This is a genomic window from Kocuria rosea subsp. polaris (genome assembly GCF_001483755.1).
Classification (GTDB): Bacteria; Actinomycetota; Actinomycetes; order Actinomycetales; family Micrococcaceae; genus Kocuria; species Kocuria cellulosilytica.
On sequence record NZ_LQBK01000003.1, the window covers coordinates 1 to 13,503 of the forward strand.

Below are 13,503 nucleotides of genomic sequence, written 5' to 3' on the forward strand. Positions count from 1 at the left end.
AGGATCTCGGGGATGTTGATCTTCACCGGGCAGACGTCGTAGCAGGCCCCGCACAGCGAGGAGGCGTAGGGCAGGGACGCGTTCTCCTCGGAGGTGATGCCGGTCAGCTGCGGGGAGAGGATCGCCCCGATCGGCCCCGGGTAGGTGGAGCCGTAGGCGTGGCCGCCGGCCTGCTCGTAGACGGGGCAGACGTTCAGGCACGCCGAGCAGCGGATGCAGTGCAGCGCGGAGCGCCCGGCGGGATCGTCGAGCACCGCGGTGCGGCCGTTGTCCAGCAGCACCACGTGCACGTTCTGCGGCCCGTCCCCCGGGGTCACGCCCGTCCACATCGAGGTGTAGGGGTTCATCCGCTCCCCGGTGGAGGAGCGCGGGAGCAGCTGCAGGAACACCTCCAGGTCCTGGAAGGTGGGCACGATCTTCTCGATGCCCATCACCGTGATCAGGGTCTCGGGCAGGGTCAGGCACATCCGGCCGTTGCCCTCGGACTCCACCACGGTCAGCGTCCCGGTGGAGGCCACCCCGAAGTTCGCCCCGGAGACCGCCACGGAGGTGGAGAGGAACTTCTCCCGCAGGTGCGTGCGGGCGGCCTCGGCGAGGTCCCGCGGCTCGGACGTGAGCTTCTCGTCGGTCTCGGCCATCTCCTTGAGGAAGATGTCGCGGATCTCGTGCCGGTTCTTGTGGATCGCCGGGACCAGGATGTGGGAGGGCTTGTCGTGGCCCAATTGGACGATCAGCTCGGCCAGGTCCGTCTCCGTGGCGGTGATCCCGTGGCCGGCCAGGTGCTCCTCGAGGCCGATCTCCTGGGTGGCCATGGACTTGATCTTGATGACGTCGGTCGACCCGGTGGCCTGCACGAGCTCGGTGACGATCCGGTTGGCCTCCTCCGCGTCGCGCGCCCAGTGCACCGTGCCGCCGCGGGCGGTGACGTTGCGCTCGAACTCCTCGAGCAGCTCCGGCAGGTGCGCCATGACCTGCTCCTTGATCGCGGAGCCGGCGGAGCGCAGCTCCTCCCAGTCGGGCAGCTCTCCCGCCACCGCGGCGCGCTTGCCGCGGATGGTGTGGGTGGCATGGCGGATGTTGGCGCGCATCTGCGTGTTGCCCATCTCGGCCTTCGCCGCGGCGGGGAACGCGGTCCGCGCGTGCAGGTTCCCCTGGCCGTGGACGGGGCGGACGGCGGGCATGCCCAGGGCCGTGCGGCTCATCGAGCACCTCCGGTGGTGTGGGGGGCCGACGGCGACGCCGCGCGGCGCGCCCCCGGCCCCGGGATGGACAGCTCGACCGGCCCGGAGACCTCGAGCGGGTTCTCGCGGGTGGACGCGAGGATCTCGGCGAAGTGGACGGTGGCCGCGCCCGTGCCCCGGCGGTTCATGGCCCCGCCCAGGTGCATCAGGCAGGAGGCGTCCCCGCCGGTGCACAGCTCGGCGCCGGTCGAGACGATGTTGCCGATCTTCTCCTCGGCCATCGCGGCGGAGACGTCAGGGTTCTTGAAGGAGAAGGTCCCGCCGAACCCGCAGCACTCCTCGGCGTCGGGCAGTTCGACGAAGTCGATGTCGCCGACCGAGGCCACCAGGTTCTTCTGCCGGTCCCCCAGGCGCAGCAGCCGCATCCCGTGGCAGGACGGGTGGTAGGTCACCCGGTGCGGGAACCAGGAGCCGAGCTGCGCGGCCGCGTCCGTCACGCCGAGCACGTCGGTCAGCAGCTGGGAGAGCTCGTAGGTGCTCGCGGCGACGGCCGCGGCGTCCCGGGCGAGGTCCTCGTCGCCGCCGGCGCGGGCGATCATCGGCTGCTGGTGGCCCAGGGAGGCCACGCAGGAGCCGGAGGGGGCCACGGCCACGTCGTAGTCCGCGGCGGAGAACGCCTTGACGTGGTTGCGCACCACGGGCAGGGCGTCGTCGAAGTAGCCGCTGTTGACGTGCATCTGGGAGCAGCAGCCCTGGCCCGGCGGGAACACCACCTGGTGGCCGAGCCGCTCGAGCACCCGCACCGTGGCCAGGGCGACCCGCGGGTACATCGCGTCCACGATGCACGTGGCGAACAGGGCGATTCTCATGCGACCTCCGGAGTCGGGAGCGGGAAGACGGGACGACGACGCCGGGCCGCCTGTGGTCTGACCATAGTAGGACTATGAGCCGTACCACACAACCAGGGCGGCAGGCGGCGAAAACATTGCGCCGCAGGGGTTGGAGGTGTGACCTGGCTCATGTACTCTTCGTGGTCAGACCATTGTGGTCCGACCATACGGTGGTCGCGTGTGAGGTCCTTCCCGAACTCGTGTGCGGGAAGCACCGAACGACCACCCGACCGACACCAGGTCTGTACTGCTCTCCGCAACTCTCAGGGGAGCGCATCGAGATCACTGGGGCCGGGATGAGCTACGCATCGCGTCCCGGAAACCTCGACCCAGCCCGTACCACGCACCCGGCCCGACCCGTCACCCGCGATCCTCCGGGGCAGGGCCCAGAAAGGATCTGTCCGTGGACAACCTCGCTGTGCTGAGCCTCCTGGCTCTGCTGCCCCTGCTCCTGGTGGGCGTGCTCCTGGCCGGTTTCCGATGGCCGGCGAAGTTCGCGATGCCGGTGGGCTACCTCGCCGCCGTCGTGGTGGCGCTGACCGTGTGGCAGATGAGCTTCACCGGCGTGCTGGCCGCCACCGTGGAGGGCCTCATCGTGGCCATCACCATGCTCTACATCGTCTTCGGCGCCCTGCTGCTGCTCTCCACCCTCACCGTGGGCGGGGCGATGGCCACGATCCGCGCCGGCTTCAACAACATCTCGGCCGACCGGCGGATCCAGGCCATCATCATCGGCTGGCTCTTCGGCTCGTTCATCGAGGGCGTCTCGGGCTTCGGCACCACGGCCGCCGTGGTGGCCCCGCTGCTGCTGGCCATGGGCTTCCCCGCGATGGCCGCGGTCATGGTGGGGCTGATCGTCCAGTCCACGCCCGTGAGCTTCGGCGCGGTCGGCACACCCATCCTGGTGGGCGTCGCGGGGGGCCTGGGCGGGGATCCCGCGGTCGCCGAGCGCGTCGAGGTCCTGGGCGTGACCATGCCCGAGTTCGTCAACTCGATCGGCTTCTACACGGCGGCCATGCACGGCATCGTGGGCATCCTCATCCCGCTGATCCTCGTGACCCTGCTCACCGGCTTCTTCGGCCCCGACCGCCGCTTCCGCGACGGGCTCGCGGTCTGGCCCTTCGCCGTGTACGCCTCCCTGGCCATGACCGTCCCCTACGTGCTGGTGGCCCGCTTCCTCGGCCCCGAGTTCCCCTCGATGTTCGGCGGGATCCTCGGCCTGGTGCTGGTGATGTTCACCTCCAGCAAGGGCTTCCTCATGCCCAAGGACACCTTCCAGTTCGGCCCCCGGAACTCCTGGCCCGCCCGCTGGATGGGCACCATCGAGCCGGCCGAGGCCACGGACGTGTCCACGCACATGAGCACGCTCCGCGCCTGGGCTCCCTACGCCCTGATGGCAGGGCTGCTGGTGGCCACCCGCGTCATCGCCCCGCTGAAGGAGTGGCTGACCGGCCTGGCGATCCCGTTCGAGAACATCCTCGGCACCGAGATCAGCACCACGGTCCAGCCGTTCTACCTGCCCGGCTTCGTGCTGATCCTCGCCTCGGTCTTCGCCTACCTGCTGCACCGGATGAGCTCCCGGGAGATCACCCGGACGCTCAGGATCTCCGCCGGCCAGCTCGCCGGCACCGCCGCCGCGCTGCTCTTCGCCGTTCCGCTGGTGCGCGTGCTCATCCAGTCCGGCCCGGCCCTCAACGAGTCGGGGCTCTCCAGCATGCCGGTCACCCTCGCCGAGGGGGCCGCCGCGATCTCGGGCGGCTCCTGGCCGCTGATCGCACCCTGGATCGGCGCGCTGGGCGCCTTCATCGCCGGGTCGAACACCGTGTCCAACCTGACGTTCTCCCAGTTCCAGTTCTCCACCGGCGCCGCGATCGGTCTCGACCGGCCCGAGCTCGTGGTCGCCGCCCAGGCCATCGGCGGCGCCGGCGGCAACCCGATCGCCATCCACAACATCGTGGCGGCCTCCGCCACCGTGGGCCTGCTCGGGCGCGAAGGCGACCTGCTGCGCAAGACGATCATCGTGACCACCTACTACTGCCTCGCGGGCGGTGCGGTCGCGTACCTCTTCATCCACGGGGTGGGTCTCAACCTGGGCACCGTCATGCTGGTCCTGCTCGTCGCCGGACTGGCCCTCATCGCCCGCTGGTTGTGGCGCAAGGACGCGCCCGCCAGGAGCGAGCTCCGGGTCTGATCCGGCACGTGGGGCCGGTGCCGACGGCATGTCAGGTGCCGGCCCCACGCCTCCGGGGCCCCGAGGCTGCGCCCGACCCATCCGGTCAGGTGCAGCCTCGCGGTCTCTCTAGAATGGTCCGGTTCCCCATATACCCTCCAGGAGCCCCTCGTGCCCGCGGTCACACGCACTTACACCCTCGTCCTTGACTGGCTCGAGGAACGCCTGCGCTCCGGGGAGATCTCGGTGGGCGACAGACTGCCCGCAGAGCGCCACCTGGCCGAGGAGTTCGGGATCTCCCGCGCCTCGGTCCGCGAAGCATTCCGGGTCCTCGACGCCATGGGCCTGGTCCGTTCCTCCACCGGGTCCGGGCCCAACGCCGGGGCGATCGTCATCTCGGACCCCTCGGCCGCACTCGGCTGGGCGCTGCGGATGCACGTGGCCAACCGGTCCTTGCGCATCCGCGATCTGGCGCAAACCCGACTGCTGCTCGAGACCCAGTCCGCCCACGAAGCCGCCACCGTCCCGGACACTCCCCAACGCACCGCGATACTCGACCAGGCCACCGAACTGGTGGCCGCCATGGACGACCCGGACCTGCCGGACGAGCGCTTCCACGCCCACGACGCGCAGTTCCACATCCTGCTCGCCTCCCTGGCCGGCAACGTGGTGGTCGAGACCATCATGGCCTCGCTGCGCCAGGCCACCATCGGCTACGTCCAGGAGACCGTCGCCGGCCTGGCGGACTGGCCGCAGGTACGCCACACCCTCCAGGAACAGCACAAGAACATCCTGGAGGCCTTCCAGCAGCGCCGAGGCGCAGACGCCGCCGAAGCCCTGCGCCACCACATCATCTGGTTCTTCGAACTCAGCGATCACCGCTAAAGAGCGGCCCCCCAGACTCCCGCACCACCCAGGACTCTTGACCGCCGCCCACCAAACGGTGCCACCAGCACGGGACCGCCCGAACGAGCCATCCCAGACCCACCCTGCCCGACTGCTGACGGACACCTCCAAAACCTCCGGCTCCAGCCGGCCGCGACCGGCCTCCGCCTCGTGCCGCCGTGGGGGACCCATACGCGTTCCAGGCCGAGAACACCCCGCGTCGACACCGCACCACTGAGCGCACCAGATCGGGACGACCACCCAGCATGTGCTCACCGCGACCCGGCTGACCACCCCGAGGCCGCACCCCAGCCCATAGGCGCCGACGAAAGGCACCGCCACCATGACCAGCCCCGACCCCGTCCCCGGCCCAGTCCCAGTCCTCGTGGAGGACTGCACCGTGCTGCAGGCAGGTGATCGCATCGACGTCCACCTTGCCGGTGACCTCTACTACCGCGGACTCGTCGAGGAGACCATGCCACTCCTCCACGTGGTGTGGGCCCGAGAACTGGGAACCGGCGAACGGAGAATGTTCTCCACCGACGAAAACCGCATCTTCCAGCAGCCACCCCCAGCCACCCCCGGAAAACTCTGACGGAGGCTTCTCCACGCGCCTACGCATCACCGACGGTGCGGTGGAAACACCACCACGCCCCCTCAGCCCGCCGGTGTCGACAGCTCTCGGACGCGCCGATAGAACGTCGCCCTGGACATCCCCAGATCGCAGACCACTTGGGTGACTGGCTCGCCCGCCTCGACGAGCCGGAGTGCGTTACGGATCTGGGAATCAGTGAAGACCGGACGACGCCCACCCAAGTCCTTGCCGGCAGCCCGGCGCTTGGCCACCGAGTCCGTGATCCGCTCCCGCTTGATCTCCAGCTCCATCTGCGCCAAGGCCGCCATCACGGTGAACACCATCGAGCCCATCGGGGTGTGAGTGTCCACGTCTCCCCCACCAAGATTCAACACCCGCAGACCGGAACCTCTGCTCCGCAGCGCCTCGGCAAAAGCCAACATGTTCTGGGTCGAGCGCCCCAGACGGTCCAGGGTCGTGATCACCAACGTGTCGCCCTCCTCGAGGGCGGCCACCGCCTTGTCAAACTGCGGACGCGAAGCATGAGCTCCAGACACTCCATGATCAACATAGAGGTCATCACGCCGCACGCCGGCAACTAACAGATCAGACACTTGACGGTCCGCGTCCTGCTGCCGCGTCGAAACACGTGCATACCCGATCAACTTCCCCACGTCCACCCCATCTGTCTCGCAACCAATGTCCACTACGCGATTCTAGGCACATAGATAAAGTACATGGTTGCAAGACTCAGCAAGTCGCGGGAACCCGCGAAAAATCACAACGGAAAAATTCCTGGGACGAGACGTCTCGCATCCCATCGGTCGCGAAACGTCTCGTGCGGGAGCGTCGTGACCGCACCTGTGACCCGCGACGGCAAACGGCGGTGGTCTGACGACGCCCAGAAGCCGCCTCGGCGTCACTCACCGGGAGCCTGGTGACTGTCCGGCCGGGCTCGAGGGTCTCGACCGCCCTACGGCACCGGCCAGGTGTGCACCGGCTCGTTCTCGTCCATGTGCTCGGCGTAGGCCTGCAGCATCCGGCGCAGGGCGGTGGGCCGGTCCGCGCCGTGGCGCTCGAAGTGCTCGACCGCCCGGGTCTGCCACACCGCGCCGTTGACCCCGGAGACGCACCGGCCCTCGATGATCCCCAGGTAGCGCTCGCGCACCTCCGGGGCCACCCCCCACTCCTCGAGGCCCTGGTGGGCCAGCGGGAGCAGGTGGCGCAGCACGAGCTCGTCCGCGCTGACCTCCCCGAAGCCCGGCCAGTAGAACCGGGCGTCGAGACCGTCGCGGGCGGCGCGGGAGAAGTTCTCGGCACAGGCGGGGAAGCTCATCCGGGTCCACACCGGCCGCTCCTGCCGGGCCAGCACCCGCGTGGCCCCGTAGTAGAACGCGGCGTTGGCCATCACGTCGGCGATCGTCGGGCCCGCGGGCAGCACCCGGTTCTCGACCCGCAGGTGGGGCCGCCCGCCGACCACGTCGTAGATCGGCCGGTTCCAGCGGTAGACCGTCCCGTTGTGCAGCCGCAGCTCCGCGAGGTCCGGGGCCAGTCCGGCCCGCAGCTTCGCGGCCGGGTCCTCCTCGGAGCACTCGGCCAGCAGCGCCGGGAACCAGCGCACGTTCTCCTCGAACAGGTCGAAAATCGAGGTGATCCAGCGCTCGCCGAAGAACACCCGCGGGCGCACCCCCTGGTTCTTCAGCTCCACGGGGCGGGTGTCCGTGGCCTGGGCGAACAGTGCGATCCGGGTCTCGGCGTGCAGCCGCCGGCCGTAGAAGTACGGGCTGTTCGCGCCGAGGGCGATCTGCGGGGCGGCCAGCGCCTGCGCGGCGTTCCAGTGCGCGGCGAACTCGGCCGGGGCGACCTGCAGGTGCAGCTGCACGCTCGTGCACGCCGACTCGGGGGCGATCGAGTCGCAGTAGGTGGAGATCCGCTCGCCGCCGGGCCCGTCGATCTCGAGCCGGATGTCCTCCCCGCGGGCCACGAAGATCGAGTCGTTGAGCGCCGTGTAGCGGTTGTTGTCGCTGATCCACTCCTGCTCGTAGTGCTCGGGACGCAGGGTGGGCAGGATGCCGATCGTCACGATCCTCGAGCCGACGCCGCGGGCCGCGGCGTCGGCGGCGTTGAGCGAGGCGCGCAGGTCCTCCTCGAGGTCGAGGGCGGCCCGCCCGGGCAGGGGCCGCGGGGGCACGTTGAGCTCGATGTTGTACCGCGCCAGCTCGGTCTGGTACCCGGGATCGGCGATCGCGGCGAGCACCTCGTCGTTGTGGAAGTGCGGGTCGAACCGCCCGTCCACGAGGTTGAGCTCGATCTCCAGGCCCGTCATGGGCCGGTCGAACTCGAACGAGGCGCGGGCGAGCATCTGCTCGAACACGTCGAGGTCCTCGCGGACCTTCTCCCGGTAGCGCTGGCGCTGCTCGCGCGTGTAGCTGCGGGAACTGACCTCTTCGCCCACGGTGGCCTCCGAATCCCGGCCGCGGCGCGGCCCCAGGACTCCAACCAACCACACCGCGGCCCGTGCGCCAACACCCGGGCCCGGCCCGGGCGGGTATGGGGCCCCCCGGGCGCCCCGCGGGGCTCAGAGGAGGTCGGTGACGTCGCAGCGCACGTGCACCGGGGGGTGCTTGCGCAGCGCGGAGGCCTTCGACCGGGCGGCCCGCAGGCGGCGGGTGACCTCGCCGGCCACGCCGTAGCCGAAGAACAGCAGCGCCCGGTGCGGCGCCGGCTCCCCCTCCGGCCCGGGCTCGTGGTCCTCCAGGGGCGTGGGCCCGATGACCCGCACCGCGGGCGGCAGCTCGAGGTCGGCCAGGAACGCGGCGACGGCCGCGGCGGGGCCCGTCAGCGCCGCCGAGCGCACGGCCGGGGGCAGGCCCAGGGACTGTCGCTCCACGAGCTCGCGCTCGGCGTGACCGGCCGGGTCCCACCGCACGAGCGCGCCCACGGCGGCCTCGTGCTCCGCGGTGACCACCACGATCCCGCCGTCCCGGGCCTGGCGCACGAGTGCGGCCGCGTTGAACCACCGGCGCAGTGTCTGCTCCGCGGCGCGCAGGGCCGGGCGCATCAGCATCCGGTTGCCGTCGAGCAGCAGCGCCGCCGCGTAGCCGCCCTCGGCGACCGGCTCCGCGCCCGGGGTGGCCACGACGAGGGCGGGGGCCCCGGTGACGTCCGCGCGCACCGCGTCCCCCGAGGACGCCACGACGGGCACCCGGGGGAACGCCCGCCCGAGCTCCTCGGCGGTGCGCAGCGCGCCGACGGTGACCAGGCGCATCCGCGGGGACCCGCACGCCGCGCAGGACCACGCGTGCGCCGAGCGGCCGCACCACCCGCACCGGGGGACCCCGCGCCGGGACACGACCCCGAGCGGGCCGTCGCAGGCGGTGCAGCGGGCGGGTTCGCGGCAGCGCTCGCACGCGAGGTGCGGGGCGTAGCCGGCGCGGGCGACCTGGACCAGGACGGGCCCCCGCTCGAGGCCCTCGCGGGCGGCGCGGTAGGCCGTCTCGGGCAGCCGGGCGCGGGAGGCGAGGGGGTCCCGGGCGGCGTGGAAGGAGTCGGCCGTGGAGACGATCCGCGGCGTGTGGACCCGCAGCACGTCCCGGGCCGGCGCGATCCGGCGGGCCCACCCGGAGACGACGAGCCGCTGGGCCTCGGGGCTCACGGCGTGCCCGGCGAACAGGGCCGCGCACCCGCTGCGCCCGGCGCGCAGCAGCAGCACGTCCCGGACGTGCTGGTACGGGGCGCGCTGCTCCACGAGGTTCTCGTCGCCGTCGTCGAAGCAGGCCACGAGGCCGAGGTCGTCCACGGGGGCGTAGGCGGCGGAGCGGGTGCCCAGGACCACCCGGACCTGGCCGGTGGCCGCGGCGAGGAACGCCCGGTAGCGGGGCGTGGGCCCGTCCTCGGCGTGCAGGCGCACGAGGTGCTCCCCGCCGATCTCGTCCACGACCGAGCGCTCCAGCCGGGCCAGCGCTTTCTGGTCCGCGACGACCGCCACCGCTCCGCGCCCGGCCCGCCAGGCCGCCCCGATCGCCGCGGCGAGCACGTCGGTCCAGTCGTGGGCGGGATGGGCGGGGAGCACCTCGACGACGGCCCGCGGGGACGCCCCCGCCGCGAGCTCCGCCAGGAACGCCGCACCGCCGGCGTAGTCCGCCAGCGCGGCGTCGTGGGAGGGGCCCGGGGCCTGCGGGGACAGCCCGGTGGAGTGGCCCGGGGCCTCGGCCAGCCGCTGCTCGACCTCCTTCTCGACGCGGGCGACCCGCGGCGGGACGGCCACCCGCACGACGTCCGCGACGGTGCCGGCGGAGCGGGCGGCGACGTCCTCGGCCAGCCGGGCGATCTCGGGGGCGAGCACGGGCAGCGGTGACAGCACCCGGCGCAGGGGCTGGATCCGGTGCATGACCTCGGAGTCGGCGGTGCGCTCGAGCACGTAGCCGGTCAGCTCCTGGCCGCCGAAGCCGACCTTGACGCGCGCGCCCGGCACCGCCGCCGCGGCCATCCCGGCGGGCACGAGGTAGTCGAACGGGCGGTCCAGGTGCGGGACGTGGGTGTCGAGCAGCACCCGGGCCACGGGGTCCTGCTCCGCCGCTTGGACGGCACCCACGCCCTTCGCGTCCTCGCGCGGAGGCCGGGGCGGGAAGCCCGAGAGGAGCGACAGCTGCCGCGGGCCCTCCGCGGCCGCCCCGGGATCCTCCGGGTCCACGGTCAGAGCCCGGCGGCCGACCGCAGGTCCGCGACGCGGTCCGTGCGCTCCCAGGTGAATTCGGGCTCGGAGCGGCCGAAGTGCCCGTGCGCGGCGGTGCGCGCGTAGATGGGGCGCTTGAGGTCGAGGTCCTCGATGATCGCCAGGGGACGCAGGTCGAAGACCTCGCGGACGGCGCGCTCGATCCGGGCCGGGTCGACCTGCTCCGTGCCGAAGGTCTCCACGTAGAGGCCGACGGGGGCGGCGCGCCCGATCGCGTAGGCGACCTGGACCTCCACGCGGTGGGCCAGGCCGGCCGCCACCACGTTCTTGGCCACCCAGCGCATCGCGTAGGCCGCGGAGCGGTCGACCTTCGAGGGGTCCTTGCCGGAGAAGGCGCCCCCGCCGTGGCGGGCCATCCCGCCGTAGGTGTCCACGATGATCTTGCGCCCGGTCAGGCCGGCGTCCCCCACGGGACCGCCGCGCACGAAGTTTCCGGCCGGGTTGATGATGACCTGGGTCCCGGACAGGTCCAGCCCGGTCTCCTCGAGCACGGGGGTGATCACGCTCTGCCGCAGGTCGGAGGCCAGCTGGTCGAGGTCGTAGCCCTCGACGTGCTGGGCGGAGACCACCACGGTGTCCACGGCCACGGGCCGGTGGCCGTCGTAGCCGAGGGTGACCTGGGTCTTGCCGTCGGGGCGCAGCCCGGGCAGCACGGCGGTCTTGCGGACCCGGGTGAGCTGCTCGGAGAGCCGGTGCGCGATGAAGATCGGCGCCGGCATCAGGACCTCGGTCTCGTCGGAGGCGTAGCCGAACATGATGCCCTGGTCCCCGGCGCCCTGGGCGTCACGGGCGTCGCGGGCGGTGCCCTCGCGGACCTCGAGGGACTGGAACACGCCCTCGTAGATCTCCGGGGACTGCTCCCCCACGCTGATCGACACCCCGCAGAACTCGCCGTCGAAGCCGTGCACCGAGGAGTTGTAGCCGATGTCGAGCAGCGTCTTGCGGACCACGTTGGGGATCTCCACGTAGCCGCGGGTCTTCACCTCGCCGGCGACGTGGACGAGCCCCGTGGTCACCATGGTCTCGACCGCCACGGAGGACTCGGGGTCCTGGCGCAGCAGGTCGTCCAGGATGGAGTCGCTGATCTGGTCGCAGATCTTGTCGGGGTGTCCCTCCGTGACGGACTCGGAGGTGAACAGTCTCAGGTGCTGGGTCGTCTCGCTCACGGGAGACCACACTACCGGGCGCCCCGGACGGCGCAGCGCCGCGCCCGCCGGCGGCGGGGAGCGGGGCGCGGCGGCCGGCTCAGGCGCGGACGCCGGCCAGCTCCTCGGCGATCCGCGCCACGAGCCCGCGGGCCACGTCGGCCTTGGACCCCTCCAGGACCTGTTCGGGGGTGCCGGCGGCGCTGAGCACGGTCAGGACCGTGCTGTCCTGGCCGAACACCAGGTTCTCCCCCACGTGGTTGACGGCCAGCAGGTCGCAGCCCTTGCGCACGAGCTTCCGGCGCCCGAACGTCAGCGGGTCGGTCTCGGCGTCGCCGGTCTCGGCGGCGAAGCCCACGAGGAGCTGGCGGCGCCGGGCGGTGTTGCGCAGGTCCACGAGCTCCCGCAGCACGTCGGGGTTGCGCACCAGCTCGAGCACGGGGTTGGAGCCGTCCTCGGCTTTCTTCAGCTTCGCGTCGGCGACCCGGGCCGGGCGGTAGTCGGCCACCGCGGCGGCCATCACCACGACGTCGGCCCGCGCCGCGGCGCGCACGCAGGCGCGGCGCAGCTGCTCGGCGGTGCCCGCGTGCACGACCTCGACGCCGGCGGGCACCGGGGTCTCCAGGTGGGCGGCGACGAGGGTCACCGCGGCGCCGGCGTCCCGGGCGGCGGCGGCGATCGCCACGCCCTGCTTGCCGGAGGAGCGGTTGCCCAGGTACCGGACGGGGTCCAGGGGCTCGCGGGTGCCGCCGGCGCTCACGAGCACCCGGGTGCCGGCCAACGGGCCGTCGGGGGCGTCGCCCCGTCCGGCGAGGGCCAGGGCGGCGTCGCGGACGGCCTCGGGCTCGGGGAGCCGGCCGGGGCCGGAGTCGGGACCGGTGAGCCGGCCGTCGGCGGGCTCGAGGACGGTGTGCCCGTGGGCGCGCAGCGTCGCGACGTTGGCCTGCACCGCCGGGTTGAGCCACATCTCGGTGTGCATGGCCGGGGCGAACAGCACGGGGGCGCGGGTGGCGAGCAGCGTGGTGGTCAGCAGGTCGTCGGCGTGCCCGTGGGCGGCGCGCGCCAGCAGGTCGGCGGTCGCCGGGGCGACGACGACGAGGTCGGCGGCCTGGCCCTGGTGGACGTGGTTGACCTCGTCCACCCGGTCGAAGACGTCCGTGCTGACCCGCTGGCCCGAGAGCGCCTCCCACGTGGGGGCGCCCACGAACCGCAGCGCGGCCTCGGTGGGGACGGGCACCACCGTGTGGCCGCCCTCGGTGAACAGGCGCAGGAGCAGCGCCGCCTTGTACGCGGCGATGCCCCCGCCGATGCCGAGGACGATCCTCATGCCGCCGCGCCCCGGCGCGAGGGTGCCGGGCGGCTCACTGGTCCTGGAGGTCCCCGGGCTCCCGCCCCGGCTCGGCCGGAGCGGCGTCCGCGGCGTCGCCGGCGCCGTCGGAGGCGTTGTCGGCGGCGATGGCCGCGCCGCTGCCGGGCAGGTCGCCCAGCGGCTCGGCCGGGGTCTCGGCGCCGGAGGAGAAGTCGACCGAGGTGCCGCCGGAGAAGGCGGCGTCCGCGGAGAAGTCCACGGCGTCCTCCTCGGTGCCCTGGGCGAAGAAGTCGGCGCCGAACACGTCGGCGGCGAGGTCGGCCTCCGTGGTGAGCTGGCCGTTCTCGGCGAACCCGGCGTGCTCCACCGGGCGGCCCTCGATGAGGCCCTCGTCGATCTCGCGGAACGCGATCGACAGCGGCTTCTCGTTGAGCTGGGTGTCCACGAGGGGACCGACGTACTCGAACAGGCCCTCGTGGAGCTGCGAGTAGTAGGCATTGATCTGCCGGGCGCGCCGGGCGCCGAAGATCACGAGCCCGTACTTGGAGTCGGACTTCTTCAGCAGGGCGTCGATCGGCGGGTTGATGATGCCTTCGGTGTGGGTAGACAAGCGA

Annotated in this window: 10 protein-coding genes and 1 pseudogene; 3 read left to right on the forward strand and 8 right to left on the reverse strand. The window is 72.3% G+C overall.

Annotated features, from left to right (window positions below; translation table 11 throughout):
* Together AVL61_RS01785 and AVL61_RS01790 are read right to left on the reverse strand one after the other, a co-directional pair.
* A partial coding sequence (locus AVL61_RS01785; RefSeq protein WP_058872646.1) for a lactate utilization protein B occupies window positions 1-1,202 on the reverse strand: 1,202 nt, incomplete at its 3' end.
* Window positions 1,199-2,050: a (Fe-S)-binding protein gene (locus tag AVL61_RS01790; protein ID WP_058872647.1), complete on the reverse strand. Its 852-nt coding sequence runs from the start codon at window positions 2,048-2,050 to the stop codon at window positions 1,199-1,201. The genes AVL61_RS01790 and AVL61_RS01785, both read right to left, overlap by 4 nt.
* 424 nt (window positions 2,051-2,474) lie before the next feature.
* Here AVL61_RS01790 and AVL61_RS01795 point away from each other — a divergent pair, with 424 nt between their 5' ends.
* From AVL61_RS01795 to AVL61_RS01805, 3 genes are all read left to right on the forward strand, one after another.
* The gene (locus tag AVL61_RS01795) at window positions 2,475-4,262 is read left to right on the forward strand and encodes an L-lactate permease (protein ID WP_082696892.1); all 1,788 of its coding nucleotides are present in this window, start codon (window positions 2,475-2,477) and stop codon (window positions 4,260-4,262) included.
* A gap of 150 nt (window positions 4,263-4,412) precedes the next feature.
* Window positions 4,413-5,126, forward strand: coding sequence for a FadR/GntR family transcriptional regulator (locus AVL61_RS01800; protein WP_058872648.1), 714 nt, complete (start codon window positions 4,413-4,415; stop codon window positions 5,124-5,126).
* Between the two features lie 343 nt (window positions 5,127-5,469).
* Window positions 5,470-5,721 (forward strand): hypothetical protein, encoded by a 252-nt coding sequence (locus AVL61_RS01805; RefSeq protein WP_058872649.1) that lies wholly within the window; start codon window positions 5,470-5,472, stop codon window positions 5,719-5,721.
* Window positions 5,722-5,783: 62 nt separating this feature from the next.
* Here the strand turns inward: AVL61_RS01805 and AVL61_RS01810 are convergent, their stop codons facing one another.
* The 6 genes and pseudogenes from AVL61_RS01810 to rpoZ all read right to left on the reverse strand — a co-directional run.
* The gene (locus tag AVL61_RS01810; protein ID WP_058872755.1) at window positions 5,784-6,374 is read right to left on the reverse strand and encodes a recombinase family protein; all 591 of its coding nucleotides are present in this window, start codon (window positions 6,372-6,374) and stop codon (window positions 5,784-5,786) included.
* A 299-nt stretch (window positions 6,375-6,673) separates the two neighbouring features.
* Window positions 6,674-8,155, reverse strand: coding sequence for a glutamate-cysteine ligase family protein (locus AVL61_RS01815; RefSeq protein ID WP_058872650.1), 1,482 nt, complete (start codon window positions 8,153-8,155; stop codon window positions 6,674-6,676).
* 123 nt (window positions 8,156-8,278) lie between these two features.
* Complete coding sequence (locus AVL61_RS01820; protein ID WP_231738243.1) at window positions 8,279-10,294, reverse strand: primosomal protein N' family DNA-binding protein; 2,016 nt, start codon at window positions 10,292-10,294, stop codon at window positions 8,279-8,281.
* A 101-nt stretch (window positions 10,295-10,395) separates the two neighbouring features.
* A complete protein-coding gene (gene metK / locus AVL61_RS01825; protein ID WP_058872652.1) occupies window positions 10,396-11,601 on the reverse strand; it encodes a methionine adenosyltransferase in 1,206 nt (401 codons plus the stop codon).
* A 79-nt stretch (window positions 11,602-11,680) separates the two neighbouring features.
* Window positions 11,681-12,907, reverse strand: a complete 1,227-nt coding sequence (gene coaBC / locus AVL61_RS01830) for a bifunctional phosphopantothenoylcysteine decarboxylase/phosphopantothenate--cysteine ligase CoaBC (RefSeq protein ID WP_058872653.1) — start codon at window positions 12,905-12,907, stop codon at window positions 11,681-11,683.
* Between the two features lie 337 nt (window positions 12,908-13,244).
* Window positions 13,245-13,499: pseudogene (rpoZ, locus tag AVL61_RS18660) on the reverse strand (DNA-directed RNA polymerase subunit omega); the annotation flags it as partial.
* Window positions 13,500-13,503: the final 4 nt, after the last annotated feature.

Excerpts from the sequence above, each read along its gene's own strand:
- AVL61_RS01805 (WP_058872649.1), top strand. The coding sequence starts at position 5,470 with ATGACCAGCCCCGACCCCGTCCCCGGCCCAGTCCCAGTCCTCGTGGAG.
- AVL61_RS01790 (WP_058872647.1), bottom strand. The coding sequence starts at position 2,050 with ATGAGAATCGCCCTGTTCGCCACGTGCATCGTGGACGCGATGTACCCG.
- coaBC (WP_058872653.1), bottom strand. The coding sequence starts at position 12,907 with ATGAGGATCGTCCTCGGCATCGGCGGGGGCATCGCCGCGTACAAGGCG.